The sequence below is a fragment of the Mycobacterium sp. pV006 genome, from assembly GCF_041287115.1.
Lineage (GTDB): Bacteria > Actinomycetota > Actinomycetes > Mycobacteriales > Mycobacteriaceae > Mycobacterium.
Genome location: NZ_JBGGKT010000002.1, coordinates 11,818 through 29,295 on the forward strand (window position 1 = coordinate 11,818; position 17,478 = coordinate 29,295).

At 70.1% G+C, this 17,478-nt stretch carries 4 protein-coding genes; 1 reads left to right on the forward strand and 3 read right to left on the reverse strand.

Translation table 11 applies throughout. The annotated features are described in order from the left end of the window. Positions 1 to 46: 46 nt before the first annotated feature. From ACAG25_RS03360 to ACAG25_RS03370, 3 genes are read right to left on the reverse strand one after another with little or no spacing between them, the layout of a single operon-like run. A complete protein-coding gene (locus ACAG25_RS03360) occupies positions 47 to 1,765 on the reverse strand; it encodes an AMP-binding protein (protein WP_370486888.1) in 1,719 nt (572 codons plus the stop codon). Between the two features lie 22 nt (positions 1,766 to 1,787). Next, the gene (locus ACAG25_RS03365; protein ID WP_370486889.1) at positions 1,788 to 4,790 is read right to left on the reverse strand and encodes an RND family transporter; all 3,003 of its coding nucleotides are present in this window, start codon (positions 4,788 to 4,790) and stop codon (positions 1,788 to 1,790) included. A gap of 54 nt (positions 4,791 to 4,844) precedes the next feature. Continuing rightward, positions 4,845 to 6,266, reverse strand: coding sequence for a condensation domain-containing protein (locus ACAG25_RS03370; RefSeq protein ID WP_370486890.1), 1,422 nt, complete (start codon positions 6,264 to 6,266; stop codon positions 4,845 to 4,847). Between the two features lie 231 nt (positions 6,267 to 6,497). On the opposite strand from ACAG25_RS03370, the gene ACAG25_RS03375 reads away from it, so the two are divergent. Next, positions 6,498 to 17,441 carry an SDR family NAD(P)-dependent oxidoreductase gene (locus ACAG25_RS03375; RefSeq protein WP_370486891.1) on the forward strand — a complete coding sequence of 3,648 codons (10,944 nt, stop codon included), beginning with the start codon at positions 6,498 to 6,500 and terminating at the stop codon, positions 17,439 to 17,441. Positions 17,442 to 17,478: the final 37 nt, after the last annotated feature.

Consider the following 17,478-nt stretch of genomic DNA (forward strand, 5'->3'; position numbering starts at 1 on the left):
CGAAGATCCGTCAACAACCGAACACTCGCCGCCACCCCGGCGACCGTCAGACGCCCACGCGTGCGAACTCTCCGTTGCGGTACTGCTCCACGCACGCCACGCGACGGATCTTCCCGCTCGTGGTGGTCGGCAGCGAGCCGGCCTCGACCAGCACCACCTCTTCGACGCCGAGGCCGTGCTCGGTGGCGACCGCGGCGGTCACGTCGCCCACCAGCCGCGCCGCGACATCGGTGTCCGACGGATTCTTCGTCTCCGCGACGACGACCAGGGTCTCGGTGCCGCGCACCGGCACGGAGATCGCGGCGACGCGACCGCGCGTGATCGCACCGACCGTGGTCTCGATGTCGTCGGGATAGTAGTTGCGGCCGCGGATGATCAGCAGGTCCTTGATGCGGCCGACGATGAACAACTCGCGGCCGGACACGAAGCCCAGGTCGCCGGTGCGCAGCCACGGCCCGGGCGGAGTTCCCGGCGACGGGTCGAGAATCGTTGCGCCGAAACAACTTTGCTCGGTGGCGGGCTTTCCCCAGTATCCGTCGGCGACGTTGTCGCCGTGCACCCAGATCTCACCGATGACGTCCGGAGCGCACTCCCGGTGGGTCTCGGAGTCGACGATCCGCACCGCCGGGGACTGCGGGATCCGGTATCTGACCAGACCGGTGCCGGTGTCCTCGGCGCAGGGCCGGACCCTGCCCGCACCGAGTTCGGCGGTGTCGAAGAACGCCGCCGGCGCCGCCTCGTCCCAGGTTCCGGTCGCCACGAAGACGGTGGCCTCGGCCAGACCATACGCCGGACGCATCATGTGGTCGCGAAAGTTGAAGTGCGCGAAGCGGTCCACGAACCGGTGCAGCGTGGTCGGCTCGACTCGTTCGGCGCCGCTGATGATGCCGACCACCCCGCCGAGGTCCAACCCGGCCAGGTCCGCGTCGCGGGTCTTGCGGGCCGCCAGGTCGAACGCGAAGTTCGGCGCCGACGACCACGCGTGCGGATGCTCGGCCAGTGCCCGCACCCACCGGGATGGCTTCTCCAGGAACGCGATCGGGCTCATCAGCTCGGCGCGGCGGCCGCACAGGATCGGCGCGCACACACCCAGCACAAGCCCCATGTCGTGGTAGAACGGCAGCCACGACACCAGCGTGGCGTCGGGGGGCAGCGGCGCGTCGGTGAAGAAGCTGGTCATCAGCTGGTCGAAGTTCACCGTCAGGTTGCGGTGCGAGAGCATCACCCCCGTCGGGGTGCGCGTGGAACCCGAACTGTACTGCAGATAGGCCACTTTCGGCAGCTCGGATGGCAGCGACGTCGCCGGCTGCTCGGCGTCGAGGTCGAGCGCGTCGACCTCGACGATCGTCGGCGCCTCCGGCAGCGGGGCCTGCCCGACGTAGTCACCGACGTCGCCGGCCACCGCCGACGTCGTGAGCACCACCGTGGGCGAGGTGTCGACGAGCACCGCGCTGACCCGGTCGTGGCTGGAACCGCGGTGCGGCAGCGGCAACGGCACCGCGACCAGCCCCGCCTGCATGGCGGCCAAGAACGCCACGACGTATTCCAGCCCCTGCGGAGCCAGGATCACCGCGCGGTCGCCCACCGCGCCGTGGCGGCTGATCTCGCCGGCCAGGTTCAGGGTCCGGCGCGCCAGCTGCGACCAGGTCAGGGTCTCCCGGACGCCGTCGGGGTCACGGTCGTAGTGGGTGAACGTGAAGGCGACGTCGTCGGGCCGCAGACTGGCGCGGCCATGCAGCATCGACAGGACCGACGACTGCCCCATCTCTGTTCCTGCTCCCGTCATGTCACCGGGCCGCTTCCACCGGCGCCCGCACCGGTTGACGAGGCGCCGGGGGTTTCGACGGCCACCAGTTGGCCTTGCCGACCAGCGTCGCGATGGCCGGCACGGTGATGGTGCGAACGACGAAGGTGTCCAACAGGATTCCGACGCCGATGACGAATCCGCCCTGCACCACGATGCCGATACTGGCGAACATCAACCCCGCCATCGACGCCGCGAAGATCAACCCCGCCGCGGTGATCACACCGCCGGTCGAACCGAGGGTGCGGATCACGCCGAAACGCACGCTGTGCGGCGACTCGTCGCGCATCCGGGAGACGAACAGCATGTTGTAGTCCGCTCCGACGGCGACCAGCACGACGAACGCCAACGGCGGCACACTCCAGTGCAATTGCTGATCGAGCAGCAGTTGGAACACCGCCACACCGATGCCGATCGCCGCGAAGTACGACAGCACCACTGTGCCCACCAGGTAGAACGGCGCGATGATCGAGCGCAGCAGCACCATCAGCGTCAGCAGCACGACGATCAAGGTGACGATGATGATGAACCGGATGTCGCGCTCGTAGTAGTCACGGGTGTCGCGCAGGGCCGCCGGGAAACCGCCCATCGAGATCTCGGCGTCGGCCAGGGTGGTGTTGGGCTGGGCGCCGCGCGCGATGTCGCTGATCTCGTTGACCTGGTCCATGGCCTCGGGGCTGAACGGGTTGAGCTTCGTCTGCACCAGGTAGCGCACGGAGTGACCGTCCGGGGAGATGAACGCCTCGGCGGCCTTCTGGAACTCCACCGCATTGAGCACCTCGGCCGGGATGTTGAACCCCGCCATCGTCGATCCGGCCGCGTCCTTGCGCATCGTCAGCAGGAACGCGGAGGCCTGGTTGAGCCCGTCGGCCATCACCTTGATCTGCTCGACCAACTCGTCGACGCCACCGGCCACCTGCCGGCTGCCGGTGGCCAGCCGGTCGGCGTTCTGGCGGATGTCGCGCAGACCGGCCTGCGCCCCGGCCGGAGAGTCCAGACCCAGGTCGTCGACGGCCTTGACGATGTCGGTCAGCGCCGCGTTGAGCGTCTTGACGGTCTGGTTCAGCGACTGTCGATCGTCGAGGCCCTCGAGGTCGCCGGCCAGGGTGTTGATGCGCTCCAGCCGGCCGTCGTCACGGGCTTGCATCACCTTCTGGAACTGCATGCGGGTGTTCACGCACGACGGGTTCGCGTCGCAGACGGCGTTGCCGTTGAGCGCCAGCAGCACCGGCCCGATCCAGCCGAACATGTCGCGCACGGCGGCGAAGTTGATGCCCATCGACAGGCCGAGTTCGTTGACGCTCTGCACCAGCTGCGCGGCGGTCTCCACATCGCGCACCAGCCGGTCGCCGCCGTATTCGGTGCGCACCGAGGTCACCGCGGTCAGCAGCGTCTGCAGGTTCGGAGCGACCTCCTCGACCTGCGCGCGGACCCGGGCGAGCGCGTCGGCCAGGGTGCCGGCGCCGTCGGCGAGGGTGTTCAGATCCTCGCTGCGCGCGCCGATCTGAGCGGACCCGTCCGCCAGCCGGTCCCCGACGATGCCGGCCTGGAACGTCGCCCGGAATTCCGCCGGCACCTCCCCGAGCGGTCGGGTGACGCCGCTGACCAGGGAGACGTCCGGCAGCTGCGCGACGCGCGACGCCATCTGTTCCAGGTCCGCGAGCGCCTGCGGGCTACGGAGATCGCGTTCGGACTGCACGAGGATGTACTGCGGAATCGACTGGCTGATCGGGAAGTGCCGTTCCAGCGCCGCGTAGCCCACCGAGCTGGGGGCCGACGCCGAGACGGCCTTGCGGTCGTCGTAGTTGAATTCGGCGACGACGGCGAACCCGGCCAGCAGGACCAGCACCAGCACGCTGGCCACCAGGTGGGGCACCGGCCGGCGCACGATCCGGATGCCCGACCGCCGCCAGAACGTGGCGGTCAGTTCGCGACGCGGCTGGATCCATCCGCGCGGCCCGGCCAGGACCAGGATCGCGGGCAACAGCGTCATGCCCGCCAGGTACGCCACCCCGATGCCGATCGCGGCTGAGACGCCGATGGTCCGGAACACGCCCATCTCGGCGAAGTTCATCACCAGGAACGTGATGCCGACGGTGGCGGCCGACGCGGTGATGACCTTGCCGATCGACATCATCGCCGAGCGGACCGCCTGGTCGAACTCCGCACCCGACCGCAGGTAGTCGTGATAACGGCTGATCATGAACACCGCGTAGTCGGTGCCGGCGCCGGCCATGATCGCGCTCAGGAACACGATGGACTGGTTGGACACCCCCGCACCGGTCAGGTGTGAGTACGCGGCCACCACCCCCTGGGCGATCATCAGCGACGAACCGATGGTCACCAACGGCAACAGCATCGTCACCAGGTTGCGGTACACCAGCAGCAGCACCCCGAGCACCAGCACCGCGATCGCGATCTCGATGGGCAGCCGGTCGCGTTCACCGGCGACCGTGAGGTCCGCGACGGTGGCGGCCGGGCCGGTGACGTAGACCTCCAGCGGCCCGTCCCGGGGCACGTGATGGTTGATGACCTCGGAGGTGCGGTTGAACGATTCGAAGGCCCGCGGTGTCCCCAGCTCCCCTTCGAGGCTGACGGGCAGCACCCAGGTCGTCTTGTCCTCGCTGGTGAGGAACTGCCGTAGCTGCGGGGTGGCCACGAAGTCCTGCACCGACACCACGTCGGTGACGTGGTCGTGCAGCGCGTCGACCACCCGGCGGTAGACCCGCTCGTCGTCGGGCCGTAGCCCGCCTTCGTTGATGAACGCGACGACCAGCAGATTGTCGGACCCGGATTCGTCGAACGCCTCGGCCATGTCGCGGGCGGTCACGCTCGACGGGGCGTCGGCGGGCAGGATCACCAACGGGTTCTTCTCGGCGAGCTGGCCCAGCGACGGGAACGACAGCGGCAGCGCCACGGCCAGGGTGATCCACACGCCGATCACCGCCCACGGCCACCGCACCACGACATCGGCTAGCCGGCGCACGGGGGCCTGACCTCGTGCTTCGGAATGGAGCCGGAACCTGCGAACTGCTTCACGCTAGGCGACGCGTCCCCAGTGCCCGCTGTCGGCGACCCGCGAGCACACGTCTCCCATCGCCGCCATGTACCGCGCCACCGACTTCTCGGCGACCGGATTGTCGGGATGCATGATCGCCATGACCGTGCCTTCGCCGTACCGGAAGATGTAGATGGTCAATTGATACGAGTAGCGGCCGTCGGGGAAGATCCCGATGTTGTCGGCCAGGCCCATGTCCGCGGCAGCCAGAATGGCGTTGAGCGGAGCCGCGCCGCCGTGGAAGAAATTCGACACCGGGAAATTCGGTTGCGGCCACTTCAACGTCGGCGCCAGCTCCAGCACCCGGTAGTACGGCACCTTCGCCATCGACAGGTTCGAATCGAACGACGCTTGCGCGGCGCCTGCGGCTTCAGCGAACGACACCGCACCGATCGGCACCGTGATCGGGACCAGCCCGGTGAACCATCCCTGCGTCATGAAGTTGTCCGATGCGCTGCGCGAATCCCGCGGTGTCAGGCCGTAATACGTCAGGGCGCCGGTCAGTTCGTGCTCCAGCTGCGCCAAACAGGCGAACAACCCGCCGACGAACCGCGCGCCCGCCGCCGCGCACGCGGCCTCGAAGCGCTCGGTCTGCGCCGGGTCGAGCAGCACCGCCGAGGACATGGTGCTGCGGGTGGCCTCGCGGGAATTGCCCAGCGGCAGCGGGAATTCGGGGAAACCGCCATTGTTGTTGTCGGCGAAATCGATCCACGCCTGTACCTCGGGCGAATTCTCCGTCAATTCGGCGGTGTGCGCGCGTTCGCGGATGCAGAAATCGTCGAAGCTGCCGGCGTCGGGCAGCGTGAATGCCTCACCGCCACCGCTGTAGGCCGAATACATGCCATTGGCCTCCAGCATCGTCGTGCCGATCAACGTCGCGTCACCGTGCACGTGATCCATCGCGGCGAAGAACGTGAAACGGCCGTCGTTCTGAATGATCCCGAAGGTGAAACACCCCCATTCCAGCGGGCTGGGGATCCCGACCACGTGCGCCCGGATCTCGTCGGCGCTCAGCGTCCCGTGGTTCACCGGCACGAACTCGATGTCGGCGGGGTCCTGCAGGGACCGGCGGACGAAGTCCCCTTCCGCACCCCGCTCGAACCAGCTGCGAAACGTATCGTGACGACGCAGGTAGGTGTTCACGGCATGGTCCATCGCGGTGATGTCGCAGTGTCCGGCGACCTCGCAGCTGGCGATGATCTGGCGCGAGAAGTTCAGGCCGGCATCGGTGCGCTCGCAGTAGTTGCGCAGGTGCTGGCCCTGCATGTAGCTGACGGGCACCGGACTGACCGGGGCGCGGCGCGCCCGCTCGGCCGATGCGGGGGTCGGATGCCAGGACGTCACCTCCCCGGATTCCAGAGTCCATTCCTCAAGCGCGCCAATGGTGATCTTTCCGATGCGCAATACTTCGTCCTCCCCGCATGACGGCCGACAGAGCCGGCGTCAGGCCTGTGCCGGCATCAACATACTCCGACTTACACCGCCGTTGCCCAGGCTCCTGCCGAAACCCCCCGTACCCGACCCGACGTCCGACGGTGCGTGCCATAGTGTCCCCCGGGGAAGTTGATCGTCAGGGCCATCGAAGTCGCGCAGGGTCACACTCTCACCACCGATCGACAGTGGAGGGACAACGGCATGGAATCTGCCGACGATCTGGTCCGACCGAGCCCGCGTTTCGCGGTCATCGGGTACGCCGCCCGCTTCCCGGGCGCCCCGGATGCCGACGCGTTCTGGGATTTGCTGTGCGACGGGCGCGAGGCGATCTCCGAGGTGCCGCGGGACCGGTGGGACGCCGACGAGTTCTTCGACCCCGAGCCCGGCGCCCCGGGCAAGGTGGTGACCCGCCGCGCCGGATTCGTCGACGACGCGACCGGGTTCGACGCGCCGTTCTTCGGGATGTCGACCCGCGAGGTCCGGCTGATGGACCCGCAGCACCGGCTGCTGCTGGAGACGGCCTGGCACGCGGTCGAGCACGCCGGGGTCGCCCCGACCTCGCTGGCCGAGAGCAACACCGGGGTGTTCGTCGGTCTTGCCACCCACGACTACCTGGGCATGGCCTCCGACGAGCTCACCTATCCCGAGATCGAGGCCTACATGGCCATCGGCACGTCCAACGCCGCGGCGGCGGGACGGATCAGCTACCGGCTGGGCCTGCAGGGCCCTGCGGTGGCCGTGGACACCGCGTGCAGTTCGTCGCTGGTCGCGCTGCACCAGGCGTGCCAGGCCCTGCAACTCGGCGAGTGCGACATGGCGCTGGCCGGCGGCGCCAACGTCCTGCTCACCCCGGCCACCATGATCACGTTCTCCAACGCGCACATGCTGGCCCCCGACGGCCGCTGCAAGACCTTCGACGCGGCCGCCGACGGCTACGTCCGCGGCGAGGGTTGCGGCGTCATCGTCATCAAACGACTCGAGGACGCCGTTCGCGACGGCGACCGGATCCGAGCGGTCATCCGCGGCAGCGCGATCAACCAGGACGGCGCGTCCGGCGGGTTGACGGTGCCCAATGGTGTTGCGCAGCAACAGGTCATCGCGGCCGCGTTGAAGCGCGCCGGGCTGGCCCCCGCCGATGTCGGTTACCTGGAGGCACACGGCACGGGAACCTCGCTGGGCGATCCGATCGAGGCGCAGGCCGCCGGCGCGGCCTTCGGCGCGGGCCGGCCCGCCGACCGCCCACTGCTGGTCGGCTCGGCCAAGACCAACATCGGCCACCTGGAGGCCGCCGCCGGGATCGCCGGGGTGATCAAGGTGATCCTGGCGCTCGAGCACCGCACCCTGCCCAAGCACCTGAACTTCGAGAACCCGTCGCCGCACATCCCCTGGCAGCGGCTGCCCATCGAGGTGCTCCGCGAGACCGTGCCGTGGGAGTCCGGCGACCGGCCGCGCATCGCCGGGGTCAGTTCGTTCGGGTTCGCCGGCACCAACGCCCACGTGATCCTCGAGGAGGCCCCGGAGCCTGCCGATGTCCCGGTCGAGGTACCGCCGGTCACCGCCGAGGACACCCGCGCGTTCAGCATCCTTCCGTTGTCGGCGCGCACACCCGCGGCACTGACCGAGCTCGCCGACCGGTACCGCACCTGGTGGCAGGCGCATCCCGAGGCCACGCTCGCCGACGTCAGCTTCACCGCCGCCACCGGGCGGGCCCACCTCCAGCACCGGGCCGCGCTGGTGGTGAACTCCACCGAATCGGCGCTCGAACTGCTCGGCGCGCTCGCCGACGACCGGCCGGCACCGGGTCTGGTGCGCGGCGAGTCGGTCGAAGCGCCGAAGACCGCGTGGCTGTTCACCGGACAGGGCAGCCAGTACCCCGGTATGGCACGCGAACTGTTCGACACCGAGCCCGTGTTCGCCGACACCGTCCGCGCCTGTGCGGACGCGGCGGCCGAGGTGTTGGACAAACCGTTGCTCGACGTGATGTTCGAGCTCGACGATCCCGACCAGACGCTGCGCCTGACGTCCTACGCGCAGCCGGCGCTGTTCGCCATCGAGATGGGTCTGGCCCGGCTGTGGCAGTCCTGGGGTTTCGAGCCCGACGTGGTGCTCGGCCACAGCGTCGGCCAGTACTCGGCGGCCTGTGTCGCCGGCGTGATGGACCTCGCCGACGGCGCCCGGCTGATCGCCGAGCGTGGCCGCCTGTTCGCGAGCCTGCCCGCCGGTGGCCGCATGGTCGCAGCGTTCGCCCCCGCCGAGCAGGTGGAGCCCCTGACCGACCGGTTCCCGACGCTGTCGGTCGCGGCATTCAACGGCGCCAACACCGTGTTGTCCGGTCCGGCAACCGATCTCGAGCAGGCCGTGGCGCAGTTGGTCGGCGACGGTGTGCGATGCGACTGGCTGGAGACCAGCCATGCATTCCATTCAGCGCTGCTCGACCCGATCCTCGACGACTTCGAGGCCTACGCCGACCGGATCGCTTTCCGTGCCCCGCAACGGATCCTGGTCGACAACCGCACCGGTGTCGCGCTGGGCCGCAGCGTCCAGATCGACGGCGCATACTGGCGGCGGCACGCACGCCAGCCCGTCGAGTTCGCCAAGAGCGTGCAGACCCTCGCGGAGCTGAACTGCAGGCTGCTGCTGGAGATCGGCCCGCGCCCGGTGCTGACCGCTGCGGCGCTGAGCGCCTGGCCGGATCCCGCCGGCACCCCGCGGGTCCTGGCCTCGCTGCGCAACACCACCGCCGACCACCGCCAGATCACCGAGGCCCTCGCCGAGGCCTACGTCCAAGGGCACCACCCACGATTCGCCGCGCTGCGCCGGCCGCAAGCGAACAAGGTGGACCTGCCGGTCTACCCGTTCGAGCACCGTGAGTACTGGTACCGGGACGACCGCGAAGAGCCCGGGCTGCACCAGAACGTCCCTGCGTCCAGCCAGGCGGTCGGGCTGCTCGAAGAGGGCCGCATCGACGAACTCGCGGCGCTGCTCGACGGCGCCGAGGCCGATCCGCGCACCCGGGAGGTGCTGGCCAAGCTGGCCACCCAGCACAACCGCCAGCGCGGCAGCCGGTCGATCGCCGACGCCCGCTACGAAATCGTCTGGCAGAAGCACACTGTCACCCCGGCCGAGGGCGACGTCTCATGGGTCGTCGTCGGGGACGACACCAGCGCGGTCGACGCGCTCACCGAGCAGCTGACCCGACGCGGGGACACCCACCGCGTCGTCGGGCTCCCGGCGACCGACACCGACGAAGCCGCTCTGACCGAGCTGCTGCGCGCTGCCGCCCAACAGGATTCGTCACTGCGGATCGTGCATGTGGGGGCGCTGGAAGCGGAGATGTCATCGTCGGCGCGGGCATTGCTGCGGATGCAGCACCGGGTGCTCGGCGGCACCCGCCGGCTGTTCCGCGCGGCGGCCGCCGCCGAGTTGCGCGCCCCGATCTGGCTGATCACGTGCAGCGCGCAGCGGGTCCTCGACACCGACATCGTGGCCCCGCAGCACAGCGCGTTGTGGGGATTCGGCCGCGCGGTCGCGTTGGAGCTGCCGCACCTGTGGGGCGGCCTGGTCGATCTGGACGCAGACAGCCCCGCGCAGTGGTCGTCGGTCGTCGATGCCATTGCCGCACAATCCGACTCGGCTGTCCGCGAGGATCAGGTCGCGGTGCGCGGGGCGACGCTGCACGTGCCGCGGCTGGTGCGCCGCAGCACCCCGCCCGCCGCGACGCCGCTGCCTGTGCGTGGCGACGCCACCTACCTGGTCACCGGTGGGCTGGGAGCAATCGGGCTGGCCACCGCCGCGCATCTGGCCGATCTCGGCGCACGCCACATCGTGCTGACCAGCCGGCGCACCGCCGCGGGCGCTGCGCAGGAGCGCATCGACGCGCTGGCCGCACAGTACGGATGTGACATCCGGGTGCACAGCGCCGATGTCGCCGACCCCCACGACGTCGCGCGGTTGGTGCAGGCGGTGTCCGCCGGATCACCGCCGCTGGCCGGTGTCGTCCACGCCGCCGGCGAGATCGGCACCACCCCGATCACCGAACTCGACGACGCGGAGATCGACCGTGTCTTCGCCGGCAAGGTCTGGGGTGCCTGGCATCTGGTGGAAGCCACCGCGGACACCCCGTTGGACTTCTTCGTCAGCACATCCTCGATCGCCTCGATCTGGGGCGGGTTCGGCCAGACCGCGTACGCCGCGGCCAACGCGTTCCTCGACGGCCTGGCCTGGCAGCTGCGCGGGCGCGGGGTCACCGCGGTCGCGGTGAACTTCGGCCCGTGGGCGGCCGGCATGGCCGACGCACAGGCGCGAGACAGGTTGGAACAGCGCGGAATCCGCGCCCTGTCCCCGACCGACGCGCTGGCCGGGCTGACCGACGCCGTCGCCGCCGCCACCGCGCAGACGGTGGTGGCGCGCATCGACTGGAGCCGCTTCCTGCCGCTGTACCAGCAGGCCGGTCGGCGCGGCTTCCTCGCCGAGATGGAACGCGAACTGCCCTCGGCCGCAACGGCGGCCACCGGGCCGGCGGGACGGTCACCGCTGGTCGACCGCCTCTCCGCAGCACCGGTACAGCAGCGACGCAGGTTGATGATCGACTTCCTGCGCGACGCGGTGGCCGACGTGACCAGAGTTGACGCCGCCGAGATCCGGGAAGATGCCGGGTTCTTCGACATCGGCATGGACTCGCTGATGGCCGTCGAGTTGCGCCAGCGCATCGAACAGGCCGTCGGCAAGCAGATTCCGGCCACCTTGGCCATGGACCACCCCCGGCTCTCCGATGCCGCCGACTACCTGCTCGGCGACGTCCTGGGCTTCGACGATCCGGCTGCCCGCCCGGCGCAGGTCACGGTCACCGCACGGTCTGACGAGCCCATCGCGGTGGTCGCGGTGTCGTGCCGGTTCCCCGGCGCGCCCAACCCCGAGGCGTTCTGGGAGGTGTTGGCCGACGGGGTCGACGCCATCCGCGAGGTGCCCGAGGACCGCTTCGACATCGACGAGTTCTACGACCCCGACCCCGACAGCCCCGGCAAGACCTACACCCGCTTCGGTGGTTTCCTGGACGGGATCGACGAGTTCGACCCCGAGTTCTTCGGCATCTCGCCGCGTGAAGCGGTGTGGATCGAGCCGCAGCAGCGCCTGATGCTCGAGACCGTCTGGGAGGGCCTGGAACGCGCCGGCTATTCACCGCAGGCGTTGCGCGGCAGCCGGACCGGGGTGTTCGTGGGCGTGGCCGCCAACGAGTACGCCCATCTGCTGTCGGCGGAGTCGATCGAGAAGATCGAACCGCATTTCATCACCGGCAACGCGCTCAACGCGATCTCGGGTCGGGTCGCGTTCGCGCTCGGGTTCGAAGGGCCCGCGGTCGCCGTCGACACGGCCTGCAGCTCCGCGCTGGTGGCCGTGCACCAGGCCTGCCAGGCCCTGCATTCCGGCGACTGCGACCTGGCGCTGGCCGGCGGGGTGAACGTACTGCTGAGCCCGGTGACGGTGGTCGCGGCGTCCCGCGCGCGGATGCTGTCCCCGGTGGGACGGTGCAAGACGTTCGACGCGTCGGCCGACGGATACGTCCGCAGCGAGGGGTGCGGCATCCTCGTGCTCAAACGGCTCAGCGACGCACAACGCGACGGCGACCGGGTGTGCGCGGTGATCCCCGGCAGCGCGGTCAACCAGGACGGCGCCTCCAGCGGGCTGACGGTGCCCAACGGCGGTGCGCAGCAACGCCTCATCGGCACCGCCCTGGCGCGCGCCGGTGTGCGCGGCGCCGACGTGGATTACCTCGAGGCGCACGGCACCGGCACTCCGCTGGGTGACCCGATCGAGGTGCAGGCCGCCGCGGCCGCCTACGGCGCCGAGCGCGACCGCCCGTTGCTGATGGGTTCGGTCAAGACCAATATCGGCCACCTCGAATCAGCGTCCGGCGCTGCGGGTCTGATCAAGGTGGTGCTGTCGTTGCAGCACGAGATGCTGCCGCAGAGCCTGCATTTCGACACCCCGTCCCCGCACATCCCGTGGGATTCGCTGCCCGTGCAGGTGGTCGACCGGGCGCTGCCCTGGCAGGCCAACGGCCGGCCGCGCCGCGCCGGGGTGAGCTCTTTCGGTTTCACCGGCACCAACGCCCACGTACTCGTCGAGGAAGCGCCCCGATCCCAGACCGCGCCCGGACGACCGGGCGCCGAGCAGCCACCCGCACAGGTGCTCGCTCTGTCGGGCCGGTCCGCCGAAGCGCTCACCGCGCTGGCCCGGCGGTACGAGGACTGGTTGACCGCGCACCCCGACGCCGACCTGGCCGAGGTGTGTCGGACCGCCGGGACCGGCCGCACCCATTTCGAGCATCGCGCCGCCCTGGTGGTCGATTCGGTGGACGCGGCCCGGCAGGGGTTGGCCGACCTCGCGGAGAACCGGCTGCCTCCCGGCGTGGTCCGCGGCGAGCACACCCACCACCCGATGACCGCCTGGCTGTTTACCGGGCAGGGCAGTCAGTACCCCGGTATGGCGCGCGAGTTGTTCGAAAGCGAACCGGTTTTCGCCGATGTCGTGACGCGTTGCGCCGAGGCGGTGCGCGACATCGTCGACCGCCCGCTGCTCGACGTGCTGTTCGCCACCGACCGTGCCGACGCCGACCTGTTGCAGCACACCTCGTTCGCCCAGCCGGCGCTGTTCGCCGTCGAGATGGGCCTGGCCCGGCTGTGGCAGTCGTGGGGTATCGAGCCCGACGTGGTGCTCGGGCACAGCGTCGGCCAATACGCCGCGGCGTGTGTGGCCGGGGTGTTCAGCCTCGAGGACGGCGTCCGTCTCATCGCCGAACGGGGTCGCATGTTCGGCAGCCTCCCCGACGGGGGCCGCATGGTGGCGGTGTTCACCGACGCCGCCGCGGTCGAGCACGCCGCCGCCGACTTCCCGCGCGTCTCGGTGGGCGCCTACAACGGCCCCAATACCGTGCTCTCGGGTCCGGGTGAGGATCTCGAACAGATCGTGGCCACCTTCGCCGACGAGGGAATCCGGTGCACCTGGCTGCAGACCAGTCACGCCTTCCACTCCGAACTGCTCGACCCGATCCTCGACGAGTTCGAGGCTTTCGCCGCCGGCATCGAGTTCGCCGCGCCGACACTGCCGTTGGTGTGCAACCGCACCGGCACCGTGTTGACCGCCCAGCAACCGCTCGATGCGCAGTACTGGCGCAAACACTCCCGTCAGCCGGTGCAGTTCGCCGAGAGCGTGCGCACCGTCGCGGCGCTGGGCTGCACGGTGCTCATGGAGATCGGCCCGCAGCCGGCGCTGACCGGCGCCGCGGTACAGGTCTGGCCCGAGCACCTGGCCGCGCCGCGTGCGATCGTGTCGCTGCGCAAGGGTGTGGCCGATCGGCGGCAGATCGCCGAGGCCCTGGCCGCCGCGTACGTCGGCGGACACCGTCCCGATTTCGCGGCGCTGCACCCGGATTCGGGTCACCGGCTGGAACTGCCGACCTATCCCTTCCAGCGGCGCCGGTTCTGGCCGAAGTCCGCGTCGGTGACCGTCGACGGTCCTGCGGTGTCAGGGATCCTGGGCAGCGCCAAGGATCTCGCCTCCGGCGACTGCGTGTACACCAGCCGGCTGTCGGTGAAGTCGCAGCCGTGGCTGGCCGATCACGTCATCTACGGCACGGTGGTGGTGCCCGGTGCGACGTACGCCGCGATGGCACTGGCCGCGGTGGGCACGCCTGCCCATGCGAAGGACGTCTTCTTCTACGAGCCGATCATTCTGCCGGAGAAGGCGTCTCGCGAGGTCCAGCTGACCCTGCAGGCACCGGCCGACGGCGGCCGGAAGTTCCAGGTGCACAGCCGGCCCTACGGGGTACGCGACGCCGAGTGGTCGCTCAACGCCGAGGGCACGGTGGTCAGCGGCCCCGACGACCGGTCACCGGGCGAGGAGACCGAACCGGTCGACGAGGCCGTCGAGCGGCTCAATCGGATGCGCCCGGCGGATCTGTTCGAGACGTTCGCCGACATGGAGCTGATGTGGGGACCGGCGTGGTCGGGTTCGCTGAAATCGCTGTGGCTCGGGGACGGGGAGGCCGTCGGCGACATCATGGTCTCCGAGGAGCTCGCCGAACACCTCGGCACCGAACCCATGCATCCGGTGTTGATGGATCTGTGCACCGGGGTGGCGTTCCCGGCGTTCCCCGCCCTGCTCGCCGCCGAACAGGGCGTCAACGACCTGTTCCTGCCGCTGCGCTACGGGCAGGTGATGCTGGCCGACAAGATGCCGCGCCGGTTCTACTGCCGCGCGAAGTGGCACACCAGCGCACTGGACGCCGAGACCCAGGTGTTCGACCTGGATTTCCTCGACCGCGACGGTCAGCGCCTCGGCGGGATCACCGAGTTCACGGTCAAGCGGGCGCCGCGTGAGGCGTTGCTGCGCGGCCTGGGCGGCGACGCGACCCGCCTGCTCTACACGCTGGGCTGGCACGAGCTGCCGGCGCCGGACGCCACCGAGCAGACCGGCGGTACCTGGCTGATCGTCGACTTCGACGAGCTCGCCGCCGGCGTACGGGGCTGCCTGACCCACGACAGCGGCAGCGCCACACAGCCGCTGGGGCAGGTGCTCATCGACGCCGGCGAACGCGGTGTGCCGTTCTCCGGTGTGCTCTGGCGCGGCGCCACCGCCGGTGCCCAGGACGCCGATCCCGGTGCCCGGCTCGAGGCCGGGGTGGCCGAACTGCTCAGCGTCATCCACGCCGTACAGGCCGGAGGAGTCAAACTGCCCGGTGGACTGTGGATCGTCACCGAAGGGGCGGTGGCCACCGAATCCGCCGAGCAGGTGGACCCGGTGCAGGCCGCGTTGTGGGGTCTGGGACGCACCACCATCAACGAGGAACCCGGATTGCGGTGCCGGCTGGTGGACCTCGACGGATCCCCCGAAGCGGTCCGCCTGCTCACCGATCTGCTGGCCGCCCCGGTCGACGAGCCGGAAATCGCTGTGCGCCAAGGCAAGATCCTGGCCTCCCGGCTGCTGCCGTGGGCGCGTAGCGGACATCTCACGGTGCCCCGCGGCAGCGACTACGCGCTGGCGCCGACCGAACGCGGCGCGATCGACAACCTGCGGCTGGTGGCCCACGACGTGCCCGCCCCGCCGGACGGCTACGTGCAGGTGCGCGTCGAGGCCGCGGGTCTGAACTTCCGCGACGTGCTCAACGTCCTCGGGCTCTACCCCGGTGATCCCGGACCGATCGGCGGTGACTTCGCCGGTGTGGTGACGCAGGTCGGGGCCGGGGTCGACGCGCTCGAGGTCGGTCAGCGGGTCTACGGCTTCATGCAGGGCGCGTTCGCGAGCCGCTTCAACGTGCCCGCGCAACTACTCGCGCCGATCCCGGACGGGGTCACCGCCGTGGAAGCGGCGACCATCCCCGCCGCGGCGCTGACCGTGCGGCTGGCGTTCGACTGGGCGCAGCTGCGTCCCGGAGACCGCGTCCTGATCCACGCCGCCAGCGGCGGCGTCGGGCTGGCCGCCATCCAAATGGCCCAGCAGCACGGCGCGACGGTCTTCGCCACGGCGAGCACCTTCAAGCGCTCCACGCTGCGGGCCATGGGGGTGCAGTACGTCTACGACTCGCGCACCACCGATTTCGCCGACGAGATCCTGGCCGACACCGACGGTGCCGGCGTCGACGTGGTGCTCAACAGCCTGACCGGTGAGGGCTTCATCGAGGCGACCGTGCGGGCCACCGCGCAGCACGGCCGCTTCGTCGAGATCGCCAAGCGCGACATCTGGTCGGCCGAGCAGATGTCGGCGGCGCGTCCGGACATCGCCTACGAGATCGTCGCCCTCGACACCGTCACACTGACCGAACCGGAGCGCATCCGCACGCTGCTGACCGAGGTGTCGGAGGGCCTCGGCAAGGGCGAGTGGCGCCCGCTGCCCGCCGAGGTGTACCCGCTGACCGAGGCCCGGTCGGCTTTCCGGCGCATGCAGCAGGCCCGGCACATCGGCAAGATCGTCTGCCAGATCCCCGAGCCGCTGGCCCCGCGCGCCGATCGCAGCTATCTGATCACCGGCGGTCTGGGTGCGATCGGTCTGCACACCGCGGCCTACCTGGCGCAGCGCGGCGCCGGCGAGATCGTGCTGACCAGTCGCCGCGCCCCGGGCGACGACGCCCGCGCGGCGATCGACGAGATCACCGACCGGTACAAGTGCCGTATCCACGTGCACACCGCCGACGTCGGCGTCGAGTCCGATCTCGCCGAGCTGCTCGAGCGCATCCGGGCCGACCTGGCTCCGCTGGCCGGGGTGGTGCACCTGGCCGGTGTGCTCGACGACGCGCTGCTGACCCAGCAGACCCCGGAGCACTTCCGGATGACGTTGGCGCCCAAGGCTTTCGGCGCAGCACATCTGGACCGGTTGACCCGGGACGACGACCTGGACTTCTTCATCGTGTCCTCGTCGGTGTCGAGCCTGTTCGGTTCCCCGGGACAGGCCAACTATGCGACCGCGAACGCGTTCCTCGACGGGCTGGTCGCACAGCGCCGGGCACAGGGGCTGTGCGCCACGGGAATCAACTTCGGTCCGTGGGCGCGCGGCGGCATGGCCTCCTCGGAGGCCGCGGTCGCCAACATCAGTGCCCAGGGTCTGATCCCGTTGGAACCGACGGCTGCGCTCGCCGCGCTGGCCGAGGTCGTCGCCAACGGCACCGGTCAGGCGGCGGTGCTGAAGGCCAATTGGCAGCGGGCGGCCAGGGTGCTGGGCAGTGCGCGTCCGCCGATTCTCGACCTGGTCCTGCCGCGCCCCGAGGGGGAGGCCGCCGCGAACAGCGAGTTGTTGCGGCAACTGCAGGAGATTCCGGTCGCGCAGCGGGCCGGATTCGTCACCGAGTTCCTGCAGCGCGAGGTCCAGACCTTCCTGCGTCTCGCGCAGCCGCCCGCGGCGAGCAGTCGCTTCCTGGATCTCGGGACCGACTCCCTGATGGCCATCGAGCTGCGCAACCGGCTGCACAGTCAGTTCGGGGGTGCGTTCACGATCAACGCGACCGCGGTGTTCGACTACCCGACCATCGGCGGGCTCGCCGAGTATCTGGTCGGGCAGCTGCCCGACGCCGAGCCGGCGAGCGAACCCGAACCGGAACCCGAAACCGAACCTGAACCTGAAACCGAACCCGCGACCGAAGCGTCCGGCGACTGACGGACGTCACCGAATCACCACAATCGAGGCAGGAGAG